This window comes from Micromonospora musae (assembly GCF_003626545.1).
In the GTDB taxonomy this organism is placed as follows: domain Bacteria; phylum Actinomycetota; class Actinomycetes; order Mycobacteriales; family Micromonosporaceae; genus Micromonospora; species Micromonospora musae.
The window spans coordinates 13765-33156 of record NZ_RAZS01000014.1 but is presented as its reverse complement, the minus strand read 5'-3'; the positions used below and the strand labels follow the sequence as shown (position 1 = coordinate 33156).

At 71.3% G+C, this 19392-nt stretch carries 19 protein-coding genes; 3 read left to right on the top strand and 16 right to left on the bottom strand.

What is annotated here, in order from left to right:
• Nucleotides 1–6: 6 nt before the first annotated feature.
• The 3 genes from D7147_RS28715 to D7147_RS28705 all read right to left on the bottom strand — a co-directional run bounded on the left by D7147_RS28715 (nt 7) and on the right by D7147_RS28705 (nt 2853).
• Complete coding sequence (locus D7147_RS28715; protein ID WP_120683244.1) at nt 7–774, bottom strand: enoyl-CoA hydratase/isomerase family protein; 768 nt, start codon at nt 772–774, stop codon at nt 7–9.
• Nucleotides 775–820: 46 nt separating this feature from the next.
• The gene (locus D7147_RS28710; RefSeq protein ID WP_007462679.1) at nt 821–1048 is read right to left on the bottom strand and encodes a helix-turn-helix domain-containing protein; all 228 of its coding nucleotides are present in this window, start codon (nt 1046–1048) and stop codon (nt 821–823) included.
• A 200-nt stretch (nt 1049–1248) separates the two neighbouring features.
• Entirely contained in the window at nt 1249–2853 is a 1605-nt protein-coding gene (locus D7147_RS28705) for an ABC-F family ATP-binding cassette domain-containing protein (RefSeq protein ID WP_120683242.1), read from the bottom strand.
• 240 nt (nt 2854–3093) lie between these two features.
• Here D7147_RS28705 and ypfJ point away from each other — a divergent pair, with 240 nt between their 5' ends.
• Complete coding sequence (ypfJ, locus tag D7147_RS28700) at nt 3094–3999, top strand: KPN_02809 family neutral zinc metallopeptidase (RefSeq protein WP_120683452.1); 906 nt, start codon at nt 3094–3096, stop codon at nt 3997–3999.
• A gap of 131 nt (nt 4000–4130) precedes the next feature.
• On the opposite strand, the gene D7147_RS28695 is transcribed toward ypfJ, so the two are convergent.
• The 10 genes from D7147_RS28695 to D7147_RS28650 all read right to left on the bottom strand — a co-directional run bounded on the left by D7147_RS28695 (nt 4131) and on the right by D7147_RS28650 (nt 13258).
• Nucleotides 4131–4787 carry an acVLRF1 family peptidyl-tRNA hydrolase gene (locus D7147_RS28695; protein WP_120683240.1) on the bottom strand — a complete coding sequence of 219 codons (657 nt, stop codon included), beginning with the start codon at nt 4785–4787 and terminating at the stop codon, nt 4131–4133.
• Between the two features lie 213 nt (nt 4788–5000).
• Nucleotides 5001–5627, bottom strand: a complete 627-nt coding sequence (locus D7147_RS28690) for a LysE family transporter (protein ID WP_120683238.1) — start codon at nt 5625–5627, stop codon at nt 5001–5003.
• A 906-nt stretch (nt 5628–6533) separates the two neighbouring features.
• Nucleotides 6534–6908, bottom strand: coding sequence for a metal-sulfur cluster assembly factor (locus tag D7147_RS28685; protein ID WP_120683236.1), 375 nt, complete (start codon nt 6906–6908; stop codon nt 6534–6536).
• Entirely contained in the window at nt 6905–7375 is a 471-nt protein-coding gene (sufU, locus tag D7147_RS28680; protein WP_120683234.1) for a Fe-S cluster assembly sulfur transfer protein SufU, read from the bottom strand. Before sufU ends, D7147_RS28685 begins: the two co-directional genes overlap by 4 nt.
• Nucleotides 7375–8679, bottom strand: coding sequence for a cysteine desulfurase (locus D7147_RS28675; protein WP_120683450.1), 1305 nt, complete (start codon nt 8677–8679; stop codon nt 7375–7377). Before D7147_RS28675 ends, sufU begins: the two co-directional genes overlap by 1 nt.
• 17 nt (nt 8680–8696) lie before the next feature.
• A complete protein-coding gene (gene sufC / locus D7147_RS28670) occupies nt 8697–9470 on the bottom strand; it encodes a Fe-S cluster assembly ATPase SufC (protein WP_120683232.1) in 774 nt (257 codons plus the stop codon).
• The gene (locus D7147_RS28665; RefSeq protein WP_120683230.1) at nt 9470–9796 is read right to left on the bottom strand and encodes a non-heme iron oxygenase ferredoxin subunit; all 327 of its coding nucleotides are present in this window, start codon (nt 9794–9796) and stop codon (nt 9470–9472) included. The genes sufC and D7147_RS28665 overlap by 1 nt, the downstream gene beginning before the upstream one ends.
• On the bottom strand, nt 9796–10938 hold the full coding sequence (gene sufD, locus D7147_RS28660) for a Fe-S cluster assembly protein SufD (RefSeq protein WP_120683228.1): 1143 nt from the start codon (nt 10936–10938) through the stop codon (nt 9796–9798). The genes D7147_RS28665 and sufD overlap by 1 nt, the downstream gene beginning before the upstream one ends.
• Nucleotides 10939–11063: 125 nt before the next feature.
• Nucleotides 11064–12494 (bottom strand): Fe-S cluster assembly protein SufB, encoded by a 1431-nt coding sequence (gene sufB, locus D7147_RS28655; protein WP_120683226.1) that lies wholly within the window; start codon nt 12492–12494, stop codon nt 11064–11066.
• Nucleotides 12491–13258, bottom strand: a complete 768-nt coding sequence (locus tag D7147_RS28650) for a helix-turn-helix transcriptional regulator (RefSeq protein ID WP_120683224.1) — start codon at nt 13256–13258, stop codon at nt 12491–12493. The genes sufB and D7147_RS28650 overlap by 4 nt, the downstream gene beginning before the upstream one ends.
• Nucleotides 13259–13410: 152 nt before the next feature.
• Between D7147_RS28650 and D7147_RS28645 the strand changes: the two genes are divergently transcribed.
• A complete protein-coding gene (locus D7147_RS28645) occupies nt 13411–14358 on the top strand; it encodes a COX15/CtaA family protein (RefSeq protein ID WP_120683448.1) in 948 nt (315 codons plus the stop codon).
• Nucleotides 14359–14473: 115 nt separating this feature from the next.
• On the opposite strand, the gene D7147_RS28640 is transcribed toward D7147_RS28645, so the two are convergent.
• From D7147_RS28640 to D7147_RS28630, 3 genes are all read right to left on the bottom strand, one after another.
• Entirely contained in the window at nt 14474–15394 is a 921-nt protein-coding gene (locus tag D7147_RS28640; protein ID WP_120683223.1) for an ATP-grasp domain-containing protein, read from the bottom strand.
• A gap of 7 nt (nt 15395–15401) precedes the next feature.
• Nucleotides 15402–15731, bottom strand: a complete 330-nt coding sequence (locus D7147_RS28635; RefSeq protein WP_120683221.1) for a hypothetical protein — start codon at nt 15729–15731, stop codon at nt 15402–15404.
• Nucleotides 15732–16019: 288 nt separating this feature from the next.
• On the bottom strand, nt 16020–16979 hold the full coding sequence (locus D7147_RS28630; RefSeq protein WP_120683219.1) for a heme o synthase: 960 nt from the start codon (nt 16977–16979) through the stop codon (nt 16020–16022).
• A 242-nt stretch (nt 16980–17221) separates the two neighbouring features.
• Between D7147_RS28630 and tkt the strand changes: the two genes are divergently transcribed.
• The gene (gene tkt / locus D7147_RS28625) at nt 17222–19375 is read left to right on the top strand and encodes a transketolase (RefSeq protein WP_407663399.1); all 2154 of its coding nucleotides are present in this window, start codon (nt 17222–17224) and stop codon (nt 19373–19375) included.
• Nucleotides 19376–19392: the final 17 nt, after the last annotated feature.

Sequence of the window (19392 nt, the reverse complement as noted above, 5' to 3'; positions counted from 1 at the left end):
TTACCTTTACTCGCCGCGCCCGGCGAGGTCACGCAGCCGGCGGGTCTGCGCCTCGCGCTCCGCCCGCTGCTGCTCCGCGTGCGAGCGACCCGCGGCACCGGCGAGCAGCGCCTTGATCTCGACCACGGCGTCCCGGTTCCCGGCCAGCAGCCCGACGGTCAGATCGCGCACCGCCTCGTCCAGCTCGGCGGGCGGTACGACGAGAGTGGCCAGCCCGATCCGGTCCGCCTCAGCGGCGTCCATGCGGCGTCCGGTGGCACAGATCTCCAGCGCGCGGGAGTAGCCGACGAGTTCGACCAGGCGCTTGGTGCCGGCGAGGTCCGGCACGAGACCGAGCGTCACCTCGGCCATGGAGAACTTCACATCCTGGGAGAGCACCCGCAGGTCACAGGCGAGAGCCAGCTGGAAACCGGCCCCGATGGCGTGCCCCTGCACGGCCGCGACGGAGATGAGATCCGGACGGTGCAGCCAGGTGAAGGCGGCCTGGAACTCGGCGATCCGGTCCGCGCACTCCTGCTCGGGCAGGGTGGCGAGCTCGGCGAAGGAGCCCGCCCCGGAGGCACCGGCCACCGACAGGTCGAGGCCGGCCGAGAACGCGCGCCCCTCGCCCCGTACGACCACCACGCGCACGTCGCCGGGGAGGTCCCGGGAGAAGGCGCTCATCGCGCGCCACATCGCCGGGGTCTGGGCGTTGAGCACGTCGGGCCGGCACAACGTGACCGTCGCGACCGGCCCGTCGTATTCCAACCGCACTCCGGTCGCGTCGGCGGTCACCGGACGACCCGGGGGCGGCGCTGATGGAACGACGTAACGGGCTCGATCACGCCTTCTTGCGGCGGCGGGCGCCGCCGCGCTGGCGCAGCTGCACCCCGGACTCGGTGAGCACCCGGTGGATGAAGCCGTAGGAACGGCCCGTCGAGGCTGCGAGCGCCCGGATGCTCTCACCCGAGGTGTACCGCTTAACCAGGTCCTTCGCGAGCGTCTGACGCTCGGCTCCGACGATCCGGCGACCCTTCTCAGTGCTGGTGGCTGTGCCGGTGGCTGCCATGCTGTGTCCTCACGTCCCAGACTGTGCGGTTCGGATACGGTCCCACCTATTAGACCGCCTCGAACGATCATGCGCCAGATATCAACTATTCGCCAACCGACACGCTATGCGATGTCAGCTTCCCGATAGGTGACGCACGAACCCGCCCGTATCGGTGCTTCCCCGGCGCGGCGGCGGCAGTGGTGAGGACGCTCCGGAGCTCAGGCGAGTTCGACGAGTTCGAGCAGGTCGTCGCTCCAGGCGTCCTCGTCGCCGTCGGGGAGCAGGATGGCCCGGTCCGGCTTCAGCGCCAGCACCGCGCCCGGGTCGTGGGTGACCAGCACGATCGCCCCGGGGTAGCGGGCGATGGCGTCGAGCACCTGCTCGCGACTGACCGGGTCGAGGTTGTTGGTCGGCTCGTCGAGCAGCAGCACGTTGGCGCCCGAGCAGACCAGGGTGGCCAGGGCCAGTCGGGTCTTCTCGCCGCCGGAGAGCACCCCGGCCGGCTTCTCCACGTCCTCGCCGGAGAAGAGGAAGGCACCGAGGATCTTCCGCAGGTCGGTGTCGGTCTGCTCGATGGCGGCGGCGCGCATGTTCTCCAGCACCGTCCGGGTCACGTCGAGCGTCTCGTGCTCCTGCGCGTAGTAGCCCAGCCGCAGCCCGTGCCCGGCGTGCACCTCGCCGGTGTCCGGCGTGAGCAGGCCGCCGAGCATCCGCAGCAGGGTCGTCTTACCGGCGCCGTTGAGCCCCAGGATCGCGACCCGCGAGCCGCGGTCCACCGCCACGTTGACGTCGGTGAAGATCTCCAACGACCCGTACGACTTGGAGAGCCCGGTCGCGGTCAGCGGCGTCTTCCCGCACGGCGCGGGCGTGGGGAAGCGCACCTTGGCCACCCGGTCGGCGACCCGCACCTCCTCCAGCCCGGAGATCAGCTTCTCGGCCCGCCGGGCCATGTTCTGCGCGGCGACCGTCTTGGTGGCCTTGGCCCGCATCTTGTCCGCCTGCGCCATCAGGGCGCCGGCCTTCTTCTCGGCGTTGGCCCGCTCCCGGCGACGTCGCCGCTCGTCGGTCTCCCGCGCCTCCAGGTACGCCTTCCAGCCCAGGTTGTAGCCGTCGACCACCGAGCGGGTGGCGTCCAGGAACCAGACCTTGTTGACCACCGCCTCCAGCAGCGAGGCGTCGTGGCTGATCACGATGAGCCCGCCCTTGTGGTTGGCGAGGAAGGAGCGCAGCCAGGTGATCGAGTCCGCATCGAGGTGGTTGGTCGGCTCGTCGAGCAGCAGGATGCCGCCACCGTTCTCGCCCGCGTCGCGGAAGAGGATCCGGGCCAGCTCGATGCGGCGACGCTGGCCACCGGAGAGGGTGCCGATGGTCTGGGCGAGCGCCCGGTCGGGCAGGCCGAGGTTGGCGCAGATCCGGGCGGCCTCCGCCTCGGCCGCGTACCCGCCGAGGGAGGCGAACTGGTCCTCCAGCGCGCCGTAGCGCCGTACCAGCTTCTCGTCGGCGTTCTCGGCGAGCTTGGCCTCGATCTCGGCCATCTCCGCCATCAGCACGTCCAGGCCGCGCGCGGAGAGCACCCGGTCACGGCCGGTCACCTCCAGGTCACCGGTGCGCGGGTCCTGCGGCAGGTAGCCGATCGCGCTGCGGCGGTCGATCTGGCCGGCGTACGGCTGCCCCTCCCCCGCCAGCACCTTCAGCGTGGTGGTCTTGCCGGCGCCGTTACGCCCGACCAGGCCGATCCGGTCACCTGGCTGCACCCGCAGCGTGGTGTCGGAGAGCAGGATCCGGGCGCCGGCGCGCAGCTCCAGGCCGGTGGCAGTGATCATGGTGTGAGACTCGCTCTCGGGGTCCGGAAGGCCGACTCAGGGCACGCGAAAACGCCGGCGGGCGACGGGCCCGGCGGCGTGGGGCGGTTCAGCCTTCGCAGCGCAGCACGCGACAAGTGTACCGGCCGGCGGACGGAGCCCGATCCGGATTACCCATCAAGATCATCGGGTACGAAACCACCCAGCCGGACCGGGTGCCGGCGCCATGCCACGAGAGTCCCCGTCGCGATCGAGGTGATCATGGAGCTGAACGATCGAGCTGAGCTGGACACCTCCCAGGTCAACGACCTGGGACGGGGCGGCGGTTCCGGCCGGGGCATGCCCATTCCCCTGCCGACCGGGCGGGGCGGATTGGTGAGCCTCGTCATCACGGTCCTCGTCGCCCTGGTCGGCGGCGGGATCGGCCTCAACGCCGCCACCAACGGCGACGGCGCCGGCGGCGAGGACCTGGAGCAGTCCTGCTCCCGGGACAATCCGGACCGGTTCGGGAACGTCAAGTGCCGCAACCTGCTGTACGTCAACAGCATCCAGGACTACTGGAAGCAGGAGTATCCGGCAATCTCCGGGCGGCAGTACGAGCCCACCGACACGAACTACTTCGGGCAGGCGGTGAGCACGGGCTGCGGAACGGCCGACTCCGGTGTCGGGCCGTTCTACTGCCCGGCGGACAAGCAGGTCTACATCGACCTGAGCTTCTACGACGAGTTGGCGTCGAGGTTCGGGGCCGACGGCGAGTTCGCCGCGCCGTACGTCCTCGCCCACGAGTACGGGCACCACATCCAGAACCTGCTGGGCACCAACGAGCGGGCCGGCCAGGGCGACCAGACCGGCCCCGAGTCCGCCTCCGTCCGCCTCGAACTGCAGGCCGACTGCTACGCAGGCGCCTGGGCCCGGCACGCGACGGAGAGCAAGGACAAGTCCGGTCAGGAGGCACTCTTCACCTCGATCACCGAGAGCGACATCAAGGAGGCGGTGGAGACCGCCGAAGCGATCGGTGACGACACCATCCAGCAGCGTTCCGGCGGGGGGATCAACCCCGACCAGTTCACCCACGGCACCTCGGAGCAGCGCCAGCGCTGGTTCCGGCAGGGCTACGACCGGGGCGACCCGCAGGTGTGCGACACCTTCGGCACCGGCCGGCTCTGAGCGGGCTGCCTCGCACCGGGGAGTCGCCCCGACGGTCACGGTCGACCGTCGGGGCGATTCCGATCGATCAGTTTGCCGACGGCCACATCGGATGCCAGGATGATGACCTGCATCAATGCGTAAAGATATGCTCAGCGGGGCGGCGCGGGTTCGCGTACCAGCACGTGCACGGCGCGCGCGGCCGCGATGGCGCCCACCAGGACCGCGTGCCGGGGCTCGGGCACGTCGAGCAACCGGTCGGCACGCAGCGTCGCCAGCGGGGCGAGCCGGCGATCGGCAAGCACCGTGTCGACCGCCCGCCGGTCGCCGCCGCACACCAGCGCGGCCAGCGTCGTCACCTGCGGCATCAGCAGCCGTACGGCGAGCTCGGCGGCGTCGCCCAGCGCCGCCTTCGTCTGGTTGTCCCGCCGTCGGGCGAAGCGCTGCTGGGACCAGCCGCCTGCGGCCGTCCGCCCCTGCACGTAACGGGTGTCCACCTTCGACACGACGAGGTCGGCGCCCTCGGCGATCCCGACCGCCACCCCACCCTTGCGGGCGAGCAGCAGACCGAGCCGACGGGGCGCGGTCGCGCCGGCCACGAAGGCCGGCACGTCGGCGGCGGCCGGGGCGCCGGGCGGCGCATGCAGCTCGGCGGTCGCGCCGTCCGGGGCGGCGAGCAGCAGCCCGTACGCCTCGGTGGTGACGGTCGGCGGGCCGTGGCGACCGGCGAAGCCCTCCACCCAGCGGGCCACCCGGCCCGGGTCGACCTCGACCCACCGGCCGCCCCCGGCTGCGGGTCGACTCGACATGGCCCGACCGTACGGCACACCCCCGCCCCTCCCCGCCCCCGCCCCACCGGCCCGGCACCGACCACACCGACCCGCGCCGGCCCCACTGGCCCGGCACCGATCCCACCGGCCCGCGCCGATCATGAGGTTGACGGTGCCCGGGGCGGCGTGTCGCCCCGCCAACCTCATGATCGACGGGCGAGGGTGGGGGTGGGGTGGGAGGGCGGGGGGGGATCAGGTGGTGAGCAGGGTGGTCATGGCCAGCGTGGCGATGATGGCGCTGGACGCGAGCGCGGTGAGCAGCTGGCCCCGAGGGCCGGCGAGCGCCCGGCCGACCACGGTCCCGCCTCCGGCGATCAGCAGCTGCCAACTCGCCGACGCGACGAACGCGCCCAGCACGAAGAGCGCCGTGGCCCTGGAATCCGGATCGGCGGCGTCGCCCCGACCCAGCACCAGCGCGGCGAAGTAGACGACGGTCGCCGGGTTCAGCAGGGTCAACGCGAGCACACCGGCGAAAGCCCGGCCCGGACTGTCCAGCCCTCGGCCACCATTGCCCTGAGCGTCCACCCGCCGAGGGCGCAGCGCCCGCCAGGCGGTGAGGGCGGCGATCGCCAGCAGAACGAGCGCGGCCACGGCTCGCAACGGACCAGCGACCGGCGCGATCACCGCAGCCAGGGCGGCACCGCCGAGCGCCGCGACCGCCGCGTAGAGACCGTCGGCAGTGGCCACGCCGAGCGCCGCCGCCGCGCCGACCCGGAACGAGGTGCGGGCGCTCAGCCCCAGGATCAGCACGGCGATCGCACCGACCGGAACGGCGACGCCGTAGCCGGCGACCAGGCCGGCAAGGAACGCCTCGGTCATGACGGCCGGTGGCGGGTCGAGGCACGACCGGGACCCCGCTGCTGTCGGCGGGCGCTGGTGGCCGCGGCGACAGGAACGATGCTCATCCGGTATGGCTCGATCACACCGTAATCCTCGCGCACCGGTGTCCGTGGCCGCGAGCGAATTCGCCCGGGTCCGATGCGGGCACACCGGCTCCCCTGCCACGCCGACTGCGCCGGCTAGGGCTCCCACCGGCCGATGCCACGCCCACCACGTCGCCTAGCGGCTCCCACCCACGCCCACCACGCCGAATGCGCCGACCAGCGGCTCCGGCCCGCAGCGGGGGGTGGCGAGCGGCGCGTGGCGAGCACCGGGCAGAGGGCCCCCGGCGGCGGGTGGCGGGAGGCGGGTGCCGAGCGGCGGGTAGCGGGCCCCGATCGGCGGACGAGGGGTGCCGGGCGGCGAGCGGCGGGCCCCGATCGGCAGACGAGGGGTGCCGGGCGGCGAGCGGCGCATGGCGAGTAGACCGGGGCGGCAGGCATCCCGACGTGGACCCCCGGCGGCGAGCACCGGGCGGCGGGCGCCGAGCGCCGAGCGCCGAGCGCCGAGCGCCGAGCGGGTGTATCCCGTCGGGCGTGATACCTCAGAGGCATATTGATGCCCCTGAGGTATCAGGCTCGCCGTGGTCCGGCCGTCGCAGCCGCACCACGGGGCGCTCGGCCGAAACCGCGAGCGAGACCGGAGAACGACCGACACCGGAGAACGGCGGTCGGCCCCGAACCGCGACCCACACCGGAGCACGGCCGGCACCCCGACCGGCAACGAGCACGACCGGCGACCAGAACGGCTGGCAGCGAGCGCCGTTGACGACGGGCCCGGCGCACGTGCGCCGCATACACGTCGGGCGCGGCACCGCTGGGTGCCGCGCCCGACGAGCGGGATCGGTCAGACGTTGAAGCCGAGCGAGCGGAGCTGATCGCGCCCCTCGTCGGTGATCTTGTCGGGCCCCCACGGCGGCAGCCACACCCAGTTGATCCGGATGTCGTTGGCCAGCCCACCGCCCGGGCCGGTGGTCAGCGCCTGCCGCGCCTGGTCCTCGATGACGTCGGTCAGCGGGCAGGCCGCCGACGTGAGCGTCATGTCGAGGGTGACCACGTTCTCGTCGTCGACGTGCACCCCGTACACCAGGCCGAGGTCGACCACGTTGATCCCCAGCTCCGGGTCGACGACGTCCTTCATCGCCTCTTCGATGTCGGCGACGGCGGCCTTGCCGCCGCCGGTCGCCGGCGTCGCGGCGGTGGTGGTGCCTTCCTCGCTCATGCCTTCACCTCCGGGCTCACGCCCACCCCGGCGCGTGCCGCGGCGTCCTTGAACGCCATCCACGGCAACAACGCACACTTCACCCGGGCGGGGTAGCGGGCCACACCCGCGAAAGCCACCCCGTCACCGAGCACGTCCTCGTCCGGCGTGACCTGGCCACGCCCGGACATCAACTCGACGAACGCCTCGTGGACCTCGAAAGCTTCCCCGGCGCGCCGACCGCTCAGCAGCTCGTGCAGCACGCTCGCCGAGGCCTGGCTGATCGAGCAGCCCATGCCGTCGTACGAGATGTCGGTGAGCACACTGCCGTCGGTCGCCACCCGCATGGTGACCTCGTCCCCGCAGGTCGGGTTGACGTGGTGCGCCTCGGCGGTGTTCGCCCCACCCTCGGCGTCACGCAGTCCGCGCCCGTGCGGGTGCTTGTAGTGGTCCAGGATGATCTCCTGGTAGAGCTGGTCGAGCTGCATCAGCTGAACACCTTTCGCACCTGCTCCAGACCCGCCACCAGAGCGTCGATCTCCTCGGTGGTGGTGTAGAGGTAGAACGAGGCCCGCGTCGTGGCCGGCACGCCGAAGCGGGTGCAGACCGGGCGGGCGCAGTGGTGACCCACCCGCACCTGCACCCCCAGCGAGTCGAGCACCTGGCCCACGTCGTGGGGGTGCACGTCGCCGAGCGCGAACGAGATGGTGCCGCCCCGGCCCACCGGCACGGCCGGCCCGAAGATCCGCAGGTCGGGCACCGTGGCGAGGGCGTCGAGCGCGTACGCCGTCAGCTCCTTCTCGTGCCACTGGATGGCCCGCATGCCGATGCCGGTGAGGTAGTCCACCGCGGCGCCGAGCGCCACGGCCTCCGCGATCGGCGGGGTGCCCGCCTCGAACCGGGCCGGCGGCGCGGCGAACGTGGAGCCGGACATCGCCACCGTCTCGATCATCGAGCCGCCGCCGAAGACCGGCGGCATGGCCGCCAGCAGCTCGGAGCGACCCCAGAGCACGCCGATGCCGGTCGGACCGCACATCTTGTGCCCGGTGAAGACGATGAAGTCCGCGTCGTAGTCGACCACGTCCATCGGCAGGTGCGGCACCGACTGCGAGCAGTCCAGCAGCAGCAGCGCCCCCACCTCGCGGACCCGCGCGGTGATCCGCGCGGTGGCGTTCACGGTGCCGAGGATGTTCGACATGTGCACCAGCGAGACGATCTTCGTCCGCTCGGTGACCAGGTCGTCCAGGCCCGACTCGTCCAGCCGTCCCTGGTCGGTGACCGGGAACCAGCGCAGGGTCGCGCCGGTGCGTTCGCAGAGCAGCTGCCACGGGACGATGTTCGAGTGGTGCTCCATCTCGGAGATGACCACCTCGTCGCCGGGCCCGAGGCGGAACCGCGGGTCGGCGTCCGGGCGCAGCGACGCGTTGGAGAACGCGTACGCCACGATGTTGATCGCCTCGGTGGAGTTCTTGGTGAAGACCACCTCGTCCGGGCTCGGTGCGTTGATGAACGCGGCGATCTTCGCCCGGGCGCCCTCGTACGCCTCGGTCGCCTCGGTGCCCAGGGTGTGCACCGAGCGGGACACGTTCGCGTTGTGCTGCGCGTAGTGCTCGGCGAGGACGTCGAGCACCTGACGCGGCTTGTGCGACGTGTTCGCGCTGTCGAGGTAGACCAGCCGGTGCCCGTTGACCTCCCGGTCCAGGATCGGGAAGTCGGCGCGCACCCGCGCCACGTCGTAACGCGGCACGTCGTCGTACTGCGGCATCCCCGGCGGAATCGCGATCGTGGTCATCTCCGCGTCCCCCATGATCAGGCCCGCGCCGAACCGGCCCCGGCGACGTACCGCTCGTAGCCCTCTTCCTCGAGCTTCTCGGCCAGCTCCGGGCCGCCCTGCTCGACGATCCGGCCGGCCACGAAGACGTGCACGAAGTCGGGCTTGATGTAGCGCAGGATCCGCGTGTAGTGGGTGATCAGCAGCAGGCCGGTGTCACCGGTGTCGCGGACCCGGTTGACGCCCTCGCTGACCACGCGCAGCGCGTCAACGTCGAGGCCGGAGTCGGTCTCGTCGAGGATCGCCATCTTCGGCTTGAGCAGCTCCAGCTGCACGATCTCGTGCCGCTTCTTCTCACCGCCGGAGAAGCCCTCGTTGACGTTGCGCTGGGCGAACGCCGGGTCCATCTGCAGCCGCTCCATCGCCCCGCGCAGGTCGGCACCCCAGGTGCGCAGCTTCGGCGCCTCCCCGTCGATGGCGGTCTTGGCGGTACGCAGGAAGTTCGCCACCGACACGCCGGGCACCTCGACCGGGTACTGCATGGCGAGGAAGAGGCCGGCGCGGGCCCGCTCATCGACGGACATGGCCAGCACGTCCTCGCCGTCGAGCGTCACCGAACCGCCGGTGATCTCGTACTTCGGGTGCCCGGCGATCGAGTACGCGAGCGTCGACTTGCCGGAGCCGTTGGGGCCCATGATGGCGTGGGTCTCACCGGAGCGGACGGTCAGGTCGACACCGGCCAGGATCGGCTTGAGCTCACCCTCGGGCAGCTTGACCGACACCTTCAGGTCGCGGATCTCCAGGGTGCTCATTATCGGGTCACTCCATTGCTCGGCGTGAGGCTGACGTAGATGTCGCCGTCGCGGACTTCGACGGGATAGACGGGGACGGGTTCGGTGGCGGGCAGCCCGGTGGGCTCGCCGGTGCGCAGGTCGAAGCGGGAGCCGTGCAGCCAGCACTCCAGCGTGCAGCCCTCGACCTCCCCCTCGGAGAGGGCCACCGAGGCGTGCGAGCACTCGTCGTAGACGGCGTAGAAGTTGTCGTCCTCGCCGTGCACCAGAGCGATCTGAGTGCCGTCGACGTCCGCGCTGATCGCGGCGCCCTTCGGCACGTCCTCGGTGGAGCAGATCCGGATCATCAGGCGCCCGCCTTGGCGAGCCGCTCCTCGATCGCCGCGCCGAGCCGCTCCCGCAGCTCCTCGACCGGGATCTTGTTGATCAGCTCGGCGAAGAAGCCGCGCACCACCAACCGGCGGGCCTCCCCCTCCGGGATACCCCGCGCCATCAGGTAGAAGAGCTGCTCGTCGTCGAAGCGACCGGTCGCGCTCGCGTGGCCGGCGCCGGCGATCTCGCCGGTCTCGATCTCCAGGTTCGGTACGGAGTCGGCGCGGGCGCCCTCGGTGAGCAGCAGGTTCCGGTTGATCTCGTACGTGTCGGTGCCGGTCGCCTCGGCCTGGATCAGCACGTCGCCCACCCAGACGGTGTGCGCGCTCTGCCCCTGCAGGGCGCCCCGGTACCCGACGTAGCTGCGGCAGTCCGGCACCGAGTGGTCGACCAGCTGCCGGTGCTCCAGGTGCTGACCCGAGTCGGCGAAGTAGACGCCGTAGAGCTCCGCCTCGCCGCCCCGGTCGGTGTACTCGACGCTGGTGTACTGCCGGACCAGGTCGCCGCCGAGGCTCACCTGGATGTGCACGACCTTGGCGTCGCGACCCAGCTTCACCTTGAGGTGCTGGGCCTGGACGCCGTCCTCGGCCCAGTCCGCGACCGTGACGAGGGTCAGCTTCGCCCCGTCGGCCACGGTCACCTCGACGTTGTCGGCCAGCGTGGCCGAGCCGGCGTGCTCCAGCACCAGGGTCACCTCGGCGAACCGGCCCACCTCGACGAAGGTGTGCCCGAAGGTCAGGGCGTCCGCGCCGTCGCCGGTCACCCGCACGGTCACCGGCGTCCCGACCACGGCCTCCCGCGCGACCTGGACCAGCAGCGCGTCACCGGCGCCGCCGTACGCGAGCGCGCTGATCCGGTCGAACGGGGTGAGCACGCTGCCCACCCGCGGGTCGTCCTTCGCGATCCGGCCGACCGTCACGCCGGCCGGCAGGTCGCCGTACTCGTGCCGGATCGTGCCGGTGGCGCCCTGCACCTCGCCGGTGAGCCCCCGCAGGCGCTTGAGCGGGGTGAACCGCCACTCCTCCTCCTGGCCCGTCAGGGCCGGGAAGTCGGCGACGTCGTACGAGCGCAGCGCCTGCGACTTGGTGGTCGGCGGCGCGGAAGCCTGGGTAGTCATCTCTTCCTTGGTCTGTTCAGCGACTAATCGGAGGGTCGGTCGGGGTTCGCGAACCCCCGGCCCGACCGGTCGGGATTCGCGGACCCCGGCCCGACGGGTCGGGGTCCGCGGGAGCGCCGGGCGGGTCAGCCGACCGCGCCCTCCATCTGAAGCTCGATCAGGCGGTTGAGCTCCAGCGCGTACTCCATCGGGAGCTCCTTGGCGATCGGCTCGATGAAGCCGCGCACGATCATCGCCATCGCCTCGTCCTCGGAGAGGCCCCGGCTCATCAGGTAGAAGAGCTGGTCCTCGCTGACCTTGGAGACGGTCGCCTCGTGCCCCATCGCCACGTCGTCCTCGCGGATGTCGACGTACGGGTAGGTGTCCGAGCGGGAGATGGTGTCGACCAGCAGCGCGTCGCACTTGACCGTGCTCTTGCTGTTGGTCGAGCCCTCCAGCACCTGGACCAGGCCGCGGTACGAGGTGCGGCCGCCGCCCCGGGCGATCGACTTGGAGACGATGGTGCTGCTGGTGTGCGGCGCGCCGTGCACCATCTTGGCGCCGGCGTCCTGGTGCTGGCCCTCGCCGGCCATCGCGACCGAGAGCACCTCGCCCTTGGCGTGCTCACCGAGCATGTAGACCGCCGGGTACTTCATGGTGACCTTGGAGCCGATGTTGCCGTCGACCCACTCCATGGTCGCGCCCTCCTGGCAGACGGCGCGCTTGGTCACCAGGTTGTAGACGTTGTTCGACCAGTTCTGGATGGTCGTGTAACGGCACCGGGCGTTCTTCTTGACGATGATCTCGACGACCGCGCTGTGCAGCGAGTCGGAGGAGTAGAGCGGCGCGGTGCAGCCCTCGACGTAGTGCACGTACGCGCCCTCGTCGACGATGATCAGCGTCCGCTCGAACTGGCCCATGTTCTCCGTGTTGATCCGGAAGTAGGCCTGCAGCGGGATCTCCACGTGCACGCCCTTCGGCACGTAGATGAAGGAGCCACCGGACCAGACGGAGGTGTTCAGGGCGGCGAACTTGTTGTCGCCTACCGGGATCACCGTGCCGAAGTACTCCTTGAAGATGTCCTCGTGCTCGCGCAGCGCCGTGTCGGTGTCGAGGAAGATGACACCCTGCTCCTCAAGATCCTCACGGATCTTGTGGTAGACGACCTCGGACTCGTACTGCGCCGCGACACCGGCGACCAGGCGCTGCTTCTCCGCCTCGGGGATGCCCAGCCGGTCGTAGGTGTTCTTGATGTCCTCGGGCAGGTCCTCCCAGCTGGCGGCCTGCTTCTCCGTCGACCGGACGAAGTACTTGATGTTGTCGAAGTCGATCCCGGTGAGGTCGGCGCCCCAGGACGGCATCGGCTTGCGCTCGAACAGCCGCAGGCCCTTCAGGCGCAGGTCGAGCATCCAGGCCGGCTCGTTCTTCTTCGCCGAGATGTCCCGCACCACCGCCTCGTTGAGGCCACGCTGGGCGGACGCCCCGGCGACGTCGGGGTCGGCCCAGCCGTACTCGTAACGACCGAGGGCGGCTAGCTGCTCCTCCTGGGTCAGGGGCTGGACGATCTGCTCGGTCATCTATCTGTCCTCACAGTGGTGACGGTATTTCCGGACTGCGCACGCCCCGGCTGGGTCGGGATGTGCGTGGTGCACACCCCGTCGCCGTGCGCGATGGTGGCCAGGCGCTGCACGTGGGTGCCGACCAGACGCGAGATCACCTCGGTCTCGGCCTCGCAGAGCTGAGGGAACTCGGCGGCCACGTGCGCCACCGGGCAGTGGTGCTGGCAGAGCTGGCCGCCGGAGGCGATCACGGACGCGCTCGCAGCGTAGCCCTCGGCGGTCAACGCGCCCGCGAGCGCCTCCGCCCTGGCGAGCGGGTCATCGCCGGCGTCCTCCATGGCGGCCCGGCAGCGGGCCTCCAGCGCGGAGACCTGCTCGGCGGCGAACGTCTCCACCGCCTGCGAGCCGCCGTTGCGGGCGATCCAGCGCAGCGCGGCGGTGGCCATGTTGTCGTAGTGGTGGGTGCCGCAGCGGACCCGGGCGGCCTCGGTCAGGACGAAGACCTTCGCCGGGCGGCCCCGACCCCGGTGACCGCGGACCGCCTGCTCGCGGGCGAGCACGTCACCGTCGGCCAGCATCGCGTCGAGGTGCCGGCGGATCGCGGCCGGGCTCAGCCCGAGCGCCGATCCGAGCTGCGCGGCGGTGGCCGCGCCCTGCTCCAGGAGCAGCTGGGTCACCCGGTCACGGGTGGACAGGTCGGCGCCGAGGCCGGTGGGCGCGCCCTGACCGGCGACCGGAACGGTCGCCGACCGGTGCGCGGAGACCTCCGCCGCCTTTTTCACAACGCCCACGTTACGTATTTCGTCCGGGGCCCGCAAACCGGGGTCCCGGTGATTCCAACCACCGTGGTACGGGAGTCGGACGAACCTCGATCACTACGTTGCGTAGGATTCGGGCCGTGAAGCGATACGTCCGGTTCCCGGTCCCCGCCGCGCTGCACCGCCTGCTCGACCGGTTTCCGGTCTCGGCGGCACTGCTGCGGCGGCTCGCGTTCGCCTCGATCATCGCGAACGTCGGGATCGTGGTCACCGGCGGGGCGGTGCGACTGACCGCCTCCGGGCTCGGCTGCCCCACCTGGCCGCGCTGCACCGACGGCTCGTACGTCCCCACGGACGAGATGGGCGTGCACGGGGTGATCGAGTTCGGCAACCGGACGCTCACCTTCGCGGTCGGCATCATCGCCTTCGCCACCCTGCTGGCGGCGCTGGCCCACCGCCCACGCCGGCGCGGGGTGCTGCCGCTCTCCGTCGCGGTCTTCTTCGGCATCCCGGCGCAGGCTGTGGTCGGCGGGATCACCGTGCTGACCAACCTGAACCCGTGGGTGGTCGGCCTGCACTTCCTCGCCTCGATGGCGGTGATCGCCGCCGCGTACGCCCTCTGGCGCCGCACCGCCGAGCCGGACGGGCCGGTGGTGGCAGTGGTGCCCGCGCCGTTGCGGGCGCTGGCCCGGCTCACCACGGCGGTCGGCGTCGCGGTGCTGGTGATCGGCACCTGGGTGACCGGCAGTGGCCCGCACGCCGGCGACCAGGGCGCGGCCCGCAACGGGCTGGACCCGGAGTCGATCTCCCAGGTGCACGCCGACAGCGTCTTCCTGCTGCTCGGCCTCTCGGTGGCGCTGCTCTTCGCGTTCCGCGCGGTCGGCGCGGCCCGGGCCGAACGGGCCGCCCTCTGGCTGCTCGCGGTCGAACTCGGTCAGGGCGTGATCGGCTTCGTGCAGTACTTCACCCATCTGCCCGGGGTCCTCGTCGGCGCGCACATGTTCGGCTCCTGCCTGGTCCTGCTCGCCACGCTGCACGTGCAGTGGTCGACCCGGGAGCGCCGGTCGGTGCCCGCCGCCCCGGCGCCCGCCCCGGCGGCCGAGCCCGTGGCCGTCGGCGCCTGACCCGCCACCACGCCGGGACGGGCCGGCCAGCACGCGACCGCGGGCGCCCTGCCCACGGTCGCGTGTCCTGTCCGGTGCCACCACTGCATGATTGCCGAAATGGCGGGCGGCGGGATCAGGTTTGGCGGGTCAGCCGGGTCCGGATCGCATCGGCGAGGCGGTCGGCGGCACCGGCGGCGTGCATCAGGAAGAGTGAGGGTTCGGTGAGCTCCAACTCGACCAGGACCGACTGCCCGTCCGGGCCGGGGATGACGTCGACCCGGGCGTAGAGCAGCCGGTCCGTTCCGCCGGGCACCGTCGCGAGGGTCTTCCTGGCCACCGCGAGCTGCTCCAGGCTGGCGGTACGAGCGGTGATCTCCTCCGGCCGGTAGAGCCCGTCCACCCCGAGGTCGGGGCCGGCCAGCATCGGCCCCTTGCGAATGGCGTGGCTGAACTCGAGCCCCTGCTCGCCGGCGAGGAAGAGCAGCGCGGTCTCGCCGGCGGTGTCGACCGCGGCGAGGTACGGCTGGACCATCGTCACCCGACCGGCGGCCGAGAGTCGCCGCACGTGCGCCACGGCGAGTTCGCGGTGCTCCGGGTCGGCCAGGTCGTACCGGCCGGTGTCCTGGCTGCCCGCGCTGACCGCTGGCTTGATCACGTACTCCCCGGTGTCGGCGGGGAGCCGCCAGGGCTCACCCGGCGCGACCCACGTCGTCGGGACCGTAGGCACCCCGGCGCTCGACAGCTGGTCGAGGTAGCGCTTGTCGGTGTTCCAGCGCACCACGTCGGCCGGGTTCGCCAGGTGCGGTACGCGCTGCGCCCAGGACACGAACTCGTCGCGGCGCGGCGCGTAGTCCCAGGGCGAGCGGAGCACCGCCAGGTCGTACGCCGCCCAGTCGGCGGCCGGGTCGTCCCAGACCACGGGCTCGGCGGTGATCCCGCGGGCGGCCAACGGGCCGAGCACGAGCCGGTCGTCCGGGTCCAGGTCGGCGAGTTCGCCGCAGGTTACGAGAGCGACCCGGGGTTTCCCCCGGGCCGGCTGGTGGTGGTTGGTCAACTTGTTCTCAACGGGCCATCGTGCGTCGGGCCATCGACCGCCAGAGGTCGTTGCTCGGCCGCATCTGGTCCATCAGTTCCCGCTCCCAGGCGTTCTCGACGGTGACTCCCGCCTCGGCGCACGCCTCGCGCGCGGTGACCGTGTCGGTCGCCATCTGGTCGCCCCACTCGCCGTCCTCGCCGACGAGGACGATCCGTGCACCGCGCTTGCCGACGTACTCGATGACGGCCTTCGCACCGCCGTGTCCGGCGGCGAACGACTTGATCCCGGAGACCAGGCCGTTCGGGGCCTGATCGCTGTGTTCAGCCGTCAGCGTCGTATCGGAACCATCTGCCATGACGCGAAGCCTATGCAGGTTGCCACTGGTAACGGCGAGAACCGTGAACCTTTTGTGATGCCTGTTACCTGCGCGTTTAAGGAACAGCACAGGTTCTTTGCCCCGATTTTTCGGGACTCAGTAAGGCATACCGCCAGGACAAAGGCTGCGGGATCCGGCGCAGGTTGAGCCGATCCGACTCATGCTGAAAGAGACGATGATGTGACACTAAACCCGGACAACTCATCCATGATGATGATTTTGCGGGGACCATCGCGCCGCTTACCGCCCGCCCGGGCCGCCCCGCGGTCAGAGCAGCGCGTCGAGCGCGACCGCGGCGAAGACGATGGTCAGGTACGTCGTCGACCAGTGGAAGAGCCGCATCGGCTTGACCGCCTGGCCGCTCGCCGCCCGCCGGGCCAGCTTGTGCGCCTCGACCACGAAGATGCCGCCCACCACCAGCGTCGGCACGCCGTAGACGACGCTCATGCCGAGCGGCCAGGCCGCCAGCGACGTCAGCACGGTCAACCAGGCGAAGATCAGGATCTCGGCGTTCACCCGGCGGGTGGAGGCCACCACCGGCAGCATCGGGATCCCGGCGCGGGCGTAGTCGTCCTTGTACTTCATGGCCAGCGGGTAGAAGTGCGGCATCTGCCAGAAGAAGACCACCCCGAAGAGCGCCCAGGCGGCCGGCGCGAGCGAGCCGGTGACCGCGGCCCAGCCGATCAGCACCGGCGCCGCCCCACAGGCGCCGCCCCAGAACGTGTTCGCCGCCGTGGTGCGCTTGAGCCAGAGCGTGTAGATCACGTCGTAGTACACGATCGCGGCCAGGGTGAGCCCGGCGGCGAGCAGGTTGGTGAAGGTGGCCATCAGCGCGACGGAGATGACGGCGAGCGTGAGGCCGAAGACGAGCGCGCTGCGCGGCGAGACCGTGTGCGCGGGCAGCGGCCGCCGCTTCGTCCGCCGCATCAACTGGTCGATGTCCCGGTCGATGTAGCAGTTGATCACGCTGGCCGCGCCGGCGGCGAGCGATCCGCCGACCAGCACCACGGCGACGAGCCAGAGCGAGGGCAACCCGTCGGCGGCTAGCATCATCGCCGGCACCGTGGTGACCAGCAGCAGCTCGACGATCCGCGGCTTGGTCAGCGCCACGTACGCCGCAACGATCGCCCGGACGTCCCGACGCGGAGCGACCGAGTCCTCCACCACCGTCCGCACGGGCGGCTGCCCGGCGGAGTCGCTGACGGGGCGCTCGGTGATCATGCTCACGGATTGCCACCTTCCGGCGTCGGAGCGGGAGATTCGGATCGGCCGGACCCGATTCGGGCCCCACACCGCCCACACACTACGCGCTGTCGTTTTGGCTGCCCGGCCGACCCGGCAACGGTGCGGGTCGTCACACGTTCCGACCTACCACGAATCCCCCCTGCGGAGTACCAAGGACCATGTAGTGATCCCCGGGCGGACGTTTAGGACGGCTCGATAGGGTCACCAATGAGGGTTCCGCCCATCTGCCGAGGAGCACAACCAACGTGGCTGCCAACCAATCTGAGAACGACCTCAACTGGTCCGACCTCGACCGCCGGGCCGTCGACACCGTACGTGTGTTGGCCATGGACGCCGTGGAGAAATCCGGCAACGGGCACCCCGGCACCGCGATGAGCCTCGCGCCCGCGGCGTACCTCCTCTTCAACCGGGTGATGCGGCACGACCCGGCGAACCCGACCTGGCCCGGACGCGACCGGTTCGTGCTCTCCGCCGGGCACTCGAGCCTGACGCTCTACATCCAGCTCTTCCTCTCCGGCTACCCGCTGAACCTCGAGGACCTGAAGTCGCTGCGCCAGTGGGGCTCGCTCACCCCGGGCCACCCGGAGCACGGGCACACCCCGGGCGTGGAGACCACCACCGGCCCGCTCGGCCAGGGCCTGGGCAACGCGGTGGGCATGGCGATGGCCACCCGCCGCGAGCGCGGCCTCTTCGACCCGGAGACCTCGGGCGCCTCCCCCTTCGACCACCACATCTGGTGCATCGCCTCCGACGGCGACATCGAGGAGGGCATCAGCCACGAGGTCAGCGCCCTCGCCGGCCACCAGCAGCTGGGCAACCTCGTCGTCATCTACGACGACAACGAGATCTCCATCGAGGACGACACCCGGATCGCCAAGAGCGAGGACGTGGCGGCGCGCTACGAGGCGTACGGCTGGCACGTGCAGACGGTCGACTGGCGCCGCGGCGACGCCGACCAGGGCGACTACCACGAGGACGTGGAGGCGCTGTACCGGGCGCTGCTGGCTGCCAAGGCGGAGACCGGCCGCCCCTCGATCATCGCGCTGCGCACCATCATCGGCTGGCCCGCGCCGAACAAGAAGAACACCGGCAAGATCCACGGTTCGGCGCTCGGCGCGGACGAGGTGGCCGCCACCAAGAAGATCCTCGGCTTCGACCCGGCGCAGACGTTCGCCGTCGACGACGAGGTGCTCGCCCACGCCCGCCTGACGCTGACCCGCGGCGAGCAGGCCCGGCAGCAGTGGGAGACCACCTTCGGCAGCTGGGCGAAGGCCAACCCGGAGCGCAAGGCGCTCTACGACCGGATGGCCGACCGGGCCCTGCCGGCGGGCTGGACGGACGTGCTGCCGGAGTTCCCCGCCGATGCCAAGGGCGTCGCGACCCGGGCCGCCTCCGCCAAGGTGCTGGACTCGCTCGCTCCGGTCCTGCCGGAGCTCTGGGGCGGCTCGGCCGACCTCGCCGAGAGCAACAACACCACCATGAAGGGCGAGCCGTCGTTCATTCCGGCCGCGCACGCCACCAAGGCGTTCCCCGGTCACGAGTACGGTCGCACCCTGCACTTCGGTATCCGTGAGCACGCCATGGGCGCGATCCTCAACGGCATCACCCTGCACGGCGGCACCCGGCCCTACGGCGGCACCTTCCTGGTCTTCAGCGACTACATGCGGCCCTCGGTGCGGCTCGCCGCGCTGATGAAGCTGCCGGTCATCTACGTCTGGACGCACGACTCGATCGGCCTCGGCGAGGACGGCCCGACCCACCAGCCGGTGGAGCACCTCACCGCGCTGCGGGCGATCCCCGGCCTCGACGTGGTCCGCCCCGCCGACGCCAACGAGACCGCGTGGGCGTGGCGGGTGGCGCTGGAGCACACCGACCGGCCGACCGCGCTCGCGCTGAGCCGGCAGGCGCTGCCGACGCTGGACCGCGGCACGCTGGGCGGCGCCGAGGGCGTGGCCCGCGGCGGGTACGTGCTGGCCGAGGCGTCCAACTCCCAGCCGCAGGTGATCCTCGTCGGCACCGGCTCCGAGGTGCAGCTCTGCCTCACCGCCCGGGACCGGCTGGAGGCCGAGGGCATTCCCACCCGCGTCGTCTCAATGCCCTGCCAGGAGTGGTTCGCCGAGCAGAACGAGGCCTACCGGGAGTCGGTCCTGCCACGCGGGGTAAAGGCACGGGTGAGCGTGGAGGCGGGCATCGCGATGTCCTGGCGGCACATCGTCGGCGACTGCGGCGAGAGCGTCAGCCTGGAGCACTACGGCGCCAGCGCCCCGCACAGCGTGCTTTTCGAGCAGTTCGGGTTCACCGCCGACCGGATCGTGGCCGCCGCGCGCGCGTCGCTGACCCGGGTGGGCGAGATCACCGGTTACACGACCGGAAACTGAAGGGGAGCGTGGACGAA